This window comes from Streptomyces sp. NPDC045846 (assembly GCF_056431605.1).
The window spans coordinates 1-5,672 of the sequence record NZ_JBWKKJ010000045.1 but is presented as its reverse complement, the minus strand read 5'-3'; the positions used below and the strand labels follow the sequence as shown (position 1 = coordinate 5,672).

Below are 5,672 nucleotides of genomic sequence, written 5' to 3'. Positions count from 1 at the left end.
CCGCAACCGCTTGGGATACGGCCCGTACCCACCGATCGGCAGATACGGCTCGATGAACTTCCACTGAGCATTGGTGAGTTGCCTACGCGTCACGAACCAGTCCTACCGGACTCCACCCCGCGAACGGGGCAGAACCCAACAGTTGATCACGACAGCACACAGGCCCTAGCTCAGGCCGCTCCCCGGCCGGGAAGTGCGGCACTCGCTGATCGCCGAGTACGGACCGTACAAGGCCCAGTCGCTTCCGGTCTCCACGATGGTCGACGAACTGTCGGAGTGGGCACCCAAGTTCGGCTTCTGCCAAGAGGACCTGCGCCCGGTGTACCTGAGCTACCGCGTGCTCTCCATGATCGGCGGCCACGCTTCACTGCAGGTGCTCGACGAACTCTTCGACGCACAACCGCGAAGCCATTACGTGCGAATCAACACTCAGCCTGCCCCCAATGACATGGCAGTGCTCCTGACTTGTTGAATCGGACCCAGACGCTCGGTCTGCAGCCGTAGCGTCCAGGGTGTCGGTCGGCATGGGCTCGCGTAGCTCCTTGCCGCCCACGGGTTGGCTCTCTCATAGCATGCCGCCGCCGGCCGACACCCGTGCGGTGTGGCTCGACAGAGGCATGGACGTGACACCACTTCAAGTCAGGATGCCCACCGCCGTCTTCTTCCCGTCGCTTCGAGCGCAAGGCCGGCTGCCCGTGATCCTGATCGGTATCGACCCGCACAAGTCCTCCCACTCCGCCGTCGCCGTTGACGCATCCGGCCACCAGCTGGCCCAGCGCCGGTTCGTCGTCAACGCCGGCACGTTCCGCCAGCTCATGGCTTGGTGCGACTTGCCCGAGCGGCGCTTCGCCGTCGAAGGCGTCTGCGGGCTCGGCCGGTCCCTCGCCCAGCAGCTGGCGGCCGCGGGGGAACACGTGGTCGACGTGCCATCCACGCTCTCCGCCCGGGCCCGGTTGCTGGGCACCGGCGGCAACCGCAAGACCGACGCCGCCGACGCCCTCCACGTCGCCCAAGTCACCCTGTTCCGCCCGGATCTGCGGCAGGTCGCGGCCGAGGACCAGTCCACAGTCCTGAGGCTGCTGCCCGAGCGGCGCGACGACCTGGTCCACGAACGCACCCGCGTACTCAACCGGCTGCACGCGGTCCTGCGGGACCTGATGCCCGGAGGCTTGGCCACTGGCCTGTCCGCCGACAAGGCCGCCGCTATGAAGCGCATCCGCCCTATCACCGCGACCTACAACTGCCGCCGGGACATAGCCCGCGACCTGCTGGCCGACCTGCGACGACTGGACCGCCTCGTCAAGGACAGAGAGGCCCAGATGCGCGACGTACTGGCCGCAACCCGCACCCATGCTCACGAGCCTGCCGGGCCTGGGCACCGTGCGGGCCTCCAAGGTCATCGGGCACGTCGGCGACGTCACCCGCTTCCCAACCGAGCACCATTTCACCAGCTACACCGGCAGCGCACCCCTGGACGCCTCCAGCGGCAACAACGTCCGCCACCGGCTCAATACCGGCGGCAACCGCGCGTTGAACTCGGTCCTGCACACCATCGCGATCTGCCAGGTCCGCGATGGCGGCCGCGGCCAGGAGTACTACCTGCGCAAAATCGCCGAGGGGAAGACACCCTCCGAGGCCCGCCGGGCCCTCAAGCGACGCCTGTCCAACGTGGTCTACCGGATCATGAAACGCGACCATCGCACCCAACTCGACCAAGCCGGTTGACACACAGAGGCGCTATGGGACCTCGGGCTGTACTACACATCCTTCGCAGCCGAGTGGGTGCTCAGTGCCGCAGGATTCGCCACTCCAGAAAGCACACAGGTCCGCAAGTGGAGCGCACCCCTCCCCAACGGACGCGCCCCCCGGCTTGAAGACAGCTGAGGGAGCCGGGGACCCGACAGGAAACCGACGGGTATGACTTCGGCACCAGCGCGCATCCGCTCCACTCGACCCCGCCGGCGGTAAGCCCGCCGCTGCGCATATCGAGACTGGGGCCTATGCGCTTGACAGGACGATCAACGGATCCCGCTTCTCAGAAACGGGGACTGAACCGCGCGATCCTCGACAAGGGATGGCGTCGCCTCGAACTCGCCCTCACCAGCTCCGCCCGCTACACAGGCACGCGACTGGTGAAGGTCAACCCCGCGTACACCTCGCAGCGCTGCCACGCCTGCGGGTTCGTCACCGAAGGCAACCGCGAGAGCCAAGCGGTCTTCGTGTGCAAGAACCCCGGATGCGGCAACACCGATCATGCGGACATCAACGCGGCGAAAAACATCAAGGCGGCCGGACAGGCCGTGTCAGCCTGTGGAGACCTCGGCATCGGCCGGTCTGTGAAGCAGGACCCCGTAAGCCGGGCGACCGGCCGAAACCCCTGATAAGGGGAATCCCGGTCCTTCAGGGCCGGGAGGACGTCAACCCGATGTCCTTCCACAAGGGCCCGCGCGGGAACGGCGAGAAGGGCACCGCCACCTCGGCCGCGAAGCCGGTCGCGATCCGCAGGAACCGGTCGTCGTCGGCCCCCAGCACCTCGGCGAGATGCCCCAGGCGCAGCACCGCGAACCCGCCATGTTCACCGTGCAGAGCACGCAGCAGCGAGCTCCGGACCGCGCAGAAGTACGGGGCGGCTTCCAGAGCGGTCCGGTACTGCTCGATGGTCGAGTCCGCCAGGAAGGTGTCGTGAACGTCCCAGGGCGGCAGTTCGCGCCCGATCTCGATCAGGCTGTCCTCCAACTCCCGTGGCAGGTCGATGAATATGCCGTCGGTCACTGCGTCGAACATGAGGGTCCCTCCTCTGGTGTAGTGCTCCACTGCGCTTCGGATCCTTCTCCGATCAGGAGGTCGGCCACGGCACGGCAGATGGGCTGACCGGTCGCCTGTTCCAGGGGCCAGAAATCCGCCGCCGGGTCCGCCGTGTCGAAGCACCACTGATCGTCGCCCTCGTCGCCCTCGTCGCCCTCGTCGACCAGGAAGCGGAGCATCACGTACGGCAGGCCCTCGAACGCGCCGTCGCAGAATCGCGTCACGGACTGCTGGATCGACTCGGGGATCTCCTGGAGCGCCTTCATCGGCTGGTCCGGGTGGGAACGGTCGCGGGGAGCTGCGGCGTCCGGCACCTGGACGCGGGCGGCGAACATGCTCCCGCCGACCCAGATTAGGGACACCTCGTGGGTGGCCTTCACCATCTCCTGGTACACCGGGTACCCGGTTTGCAGGCGCTCGTCGAGCCCGCCGCCCGTTCCGTATGGGTATCCGCCCCACGACCGGATGGACACCTTGCCGCCGAAGCGCTTCGTGGCGTCGAGAAGGCCGAGAGGTTCCGGGTCGAGCTCCACCTCCGGGATCCGGAATCCGGCCAGAGAAGCGGCCATGAGCTGCCTGGGCTGTGAGGACAATGCGAGGTCCGTCTCGGGTGCCCCGATCCACCGGACGTCCTCGCAGGCGTGGAGCAGCGCCTGTAGGGCGCCCTGCCCCTCTGAGGCGGTGGGCCGCCACCACACGGACCGGATCTCCTGGGAGCAGGTGAGGGTGCTGTCGGCTTTGATGCAGAAGTGCATGTCGCCGTCCGCGATCCGTGCGGTCATCTCCATGTTCCCGGTGTCGCCCGGATCGATGCGATGAACCCGGGCGGACTCGTGCTGTTCGATGAGGCTGACGACACGGTCCGCGCTGCGATCGGCGCTGTCGGCCACGACCAGCACGGTGGAGGCTTCCTTGTTCACGTGCTGCTTTCTCCTTCTTGTCGGGGTGCCCGGTCATGACAGCCTCCGGGCGGCGCGAGTGAGAGCCGGGCTGCGGCCAGTTCGCTGGGCCCCGAGAACGGGCGTCAGCTTGCGGCGCTGTGGTCGGCTTGCAGGTGGTGCAACAGGTCGAGGCTCTGCGGTTGGGGCAGCGCACCGGCCAGCACGGCCTGCATGAGGATCCGTCGCCCGGTGCGCGCCGTTAGGCCGGTGTGGTACTCGGTGTGGTCGACGGCCTCTGTGGTGTACAGCGAGCTGCCTCCCGGGAGGAGCAGGTGCCCGAGGGTGTGGGCGGGCATCAGAAGGGACGAGTGGAGCGGCACGAGCAGCACGGTCGCGGTGTGTGTCTCTACCTGTTTGATGAGGTGGCTGATCTGGTCAGCCATGGCTGCTGCTCCGCCAGTGCGCCGGCGCAGGATCGCCTCGTCGAGCAGGGCGGTGACGTGCCGTCCGGGCACCGGCAGGGTCCGGTCGAGGGCCGCATCGAGCTCCTCCCAGTGCTCCGGCCAGCCTGCCGCGTAGATGGCTTGCGCATAGTGGCGGGTTCGCAGGAGAGCGGGGATAGTCTGCCCCGCCGAGATGAGGTACGCCGTGGCAGTCCGCTCGCACAGCGCCAGCCGAGATCTCCACCCTGGTAGGTGGTCCTCCAGTCGATCGTGGGCTGCGTGCAGCAGGAAGGCCAATCCCCCCAAGTGCCGCATGTCCACCGCCTGAAGGGCAAGCGCGGTCACGACAGCCTCCGGGCGGCGTGAGTGAGAGCGTCGGCCAGCCGGGCCGCTGCCAGTTCGCTGAGCCCCGAGAAACGGACCTCTGGGCTGGAATGGGTGCGTACGGCGGTGAGGGGCACGCCGAGGGCGGCAAGGGCCGTCGTGAGTGCGGCAAGCATCGCGTCGGCCGCCTCGTCGTCGTCCGGCTCGAACTCCGCCGCGCCTACGGCCTCGGGAGCCAGGGCGGTGTGAAGCATGTGGGCCTCCCGGACCGACAACGCGCCGGGCCACAGAGCGCCGGAGCGCAGGGTGCAGTACCAGTAGACGCGGACGGAACGGGCGGCCAGGATCAGGCGGAGGCGAACCACATCGATGGCCGAGAGATGTGCGATCACGAGGTTCGTCAGTCGCCGCACGGCGTCCGCGGTGTCCAGGGTCAGGATCAGCCGGGGGAACCTTTGGGGACAGAACACGACCTGCGCCGGCACGTTGTGGCGGCGCAGCAGCCTTGTCACCTGTGCCTTCTGCTGGGCGGGAGTGATGTTCTTGGGGCGTGCCGGCTCGATGGAAACGGTGACGGGGGGTGCCTGGGTGCTGGCGCCGATGGTGATGGTGGGCATGAGGCCGCAGACCCACGGCGCCGTGTCGAGGGTGTCGCAGGCGTCCTTCAGGTCGTACGCGATGTGGTCGGGCACGAGGGCAACAGGCAGCATGAGCTGAGAGTTTTCTGATGAGTGGCTGAGGCGGTACACGCGGTTGATGAACTGATCCCTGTCGCGCGAGAGCTGATCGGTCATCAGGAGGCGGGCCGGGGTCCGGCGGACGGTTCTCCAGGCGCTGATCCGGCCGAACCAGTCGGCTCCGCTTGACCACAGGCCTGGGGCCGGGCGGGCCCTGTTCAGAGCGCGGACTGGAAGGCGGACGTCGACGGGACGGTGGCGGCCGCCGCGGTGACTCGGCCGACGCAGACGGGGGTGTTCCCGGCGTGCTGGGCGGCCGCGCGTTCGACGAGCGGAACCCGTCGGCTCGACACGGGCGGCGCGAAGAGGCGGGCGGCGGCAGGCACAAGCGTGTCGATCATGGGGGGCCTATCTCCGGGGGGTGCCTCTATGTCCTTCGTCAAGGCACCTCTGTCGGGTTTGGTGTGGTTTGGGGTGTTGGAGTTATGCGGCGAGCTCGACGTCCTTCGGTGTCCGGGTTTCGTAGAAGGTGCCGTCGCGGA

General features: G+C 67.9%; 8 protein-coding genes and 1 pseudogene. 4 read left to right on the top strand and 5 right to left on the bottom strand.

The genetic code is table 11. The annotated features are described in order from the left end of the window. Positions 1–256: 256 nt before the first annotated feature. From AC07F3_RS42270 to AC07F3_RS42255, 4 genes and pseudogenes are all read left to right on the top strand, one after another. Positions 257–472 carry a hypothetical protein gene (locus AC07F3_RS42270; RefSeq protein WP_479120433.1) on the top strand — a complete coding sequence of 72 codons (216 nt, stop codon included), beginning with the start codon at positions 257–259 and terminating at the stop codon, positions 470–472. Between the two features lie 52 nt (positions 473–524). After that, positions 525–1,103 (top strand): annotated as a pseudogene (locus AC07F3_RS42265) (IS110 family transposase); the annotation flags it as partial. A 247-nt stretch (positions 1,104–1,350) separates the two neighbouring features. Continuing rightward, entirely contained in the window at positions 1,351–1,725 is a 375-nt protein-coding gene (locus tag AC07F3_RS42260; RefSeq protein ID WP_479120432.1) for a transposase, read from the top strand. 275 nt (positions 1,726–2,000) lie between these two features. Then, positions 2,001–2,381, top strand: coding sequence for a zinc ribbon domain-containing protein (locus AC07F3_RS42255; protein WP_479120431.1), 381 nt, complete (start codon positions 2,001–2,003; stop codon positions 2,379–2,381). A 19-nt stretch (positions 2,382–2,400) separates the two neighbouring features. Here AC07F3_RS42255 and AC07F3_RS42250 read toward each other — a convergent pair whose 3' ends face one another. The 5 genes from AC07F3_RS42250 to AC07F3_RS42230 form a co-directional block, all read right to left on the bottom strand. Then, positions 2,401–2,784: a hypothetical protein gene (locus AC07F3_RS42250; protein WP_479120429.1), complete on the bottom strand. Its 384-nt coding sequence runs from the start codon at positions 2,782–2,784 to the stop codon at positions 2,401–2,403. After that, positions 2,769–3,725 carry a hypothetical protein gene (locus AC07F3_RS42245; protein WP_479120428.1) on the bottom strand — a complete coding sequence of 319 codons (957 nt, stop codon included), beginning with the start codon at positions 3,723–3,725 and terminating at the stop codon, positions 2,769–2,771. The genes AC07F3_RS42250 and AC07F3_RS42245 overlap by 16 nt, the downstream gene beginning before the upstream one ends. A 104-nt stretch (positions 3,726–3,829) precedes the next feature. Next, positions 3,830–4,474, bottom strand: coding sequence for a Scr1 family TA system antitoxin-like transcriptional regulator (locus tag AC07F3_RS42240; protein ID WP_479120427.1), 645 nt, complete (start codon positions 4,472–4,474; stop codon positions 3,830–3,832). Next, positions 4,471–5,163, bottom strand: coding sequence for a hypothetical protein (locus tag AC07F3_RS42235; protein WP_479120425.1), 693 nt, complete (start codon positions 5,161–5,163; stop codon positions 4,471–4,473). Before AC07F3_RS42235 ends, AC07F3_RS42240 begins: the two co-directional genes overlap by 4 nt. Positions 5,164–5,348: 185 nt before the next feature. Continuing rightward, positions 5,349–5,531, bottom strand: coding sequence for a hypothetical protein (locus tag AC07F3_RS42230; protein ID WP_479120424.1), 183 nt, complete (start codon positions 5,529–5,531; stop codon positions 5,349–5,351). Positions 5,532–5,672 lie beyond the last annotated feature (141 nt).

What these genes read in the sequence shown, in the direction of transcription:
- AC07F3_RS42235 (WP_479120425.1), bottom strand. Translation starts at nt 5,163, where the DNA reads ATGCTGCCTGTTGCCCTCGTGCCCGACCACATCGCGTACGACCTGAAG.
- AC07F3_RS42250 (WP_479120429.1), bottom strand. Translation starts at nt 2,784, where the DNA reads ATGTTCGACGCAGTGACCGACGGCATATTCATCGACCTGCCACGGGAG.
- AC07F3_RS42230 (WP_479120424.1), bottom strand. Translation starts at nt 5,531, where the DNA reads ATGATCGACACGCTTGTGCCTGCCGCCGCCCGCCTCTTCGCGCCGCCC.
- AC07F3_RS42255 (WP_479120431.1), top strand. Translation starts at nt 2,001, where the DNA reads ATGCGCTTGACAGGACGATCAACGGATCCCGCTTCTCAGAAACGGGGA.
- AC07F3_RS42260 (WP_479120432.1), top strand. Translation starts at nt 1,351, where the DNA reads ATGCTCACGAGCCTGCCGGGCCTGGGCACCGTGCGGGCCTCCAAGGTC.
- AC07F3_RS42270 (WP_479120433.1), top strand. Translation starts at nt 257, where the DNA reads ATGGTCGACGAACTGTCGGAGTGGGCACCCAAGTTCGGCTTCTGCCAA.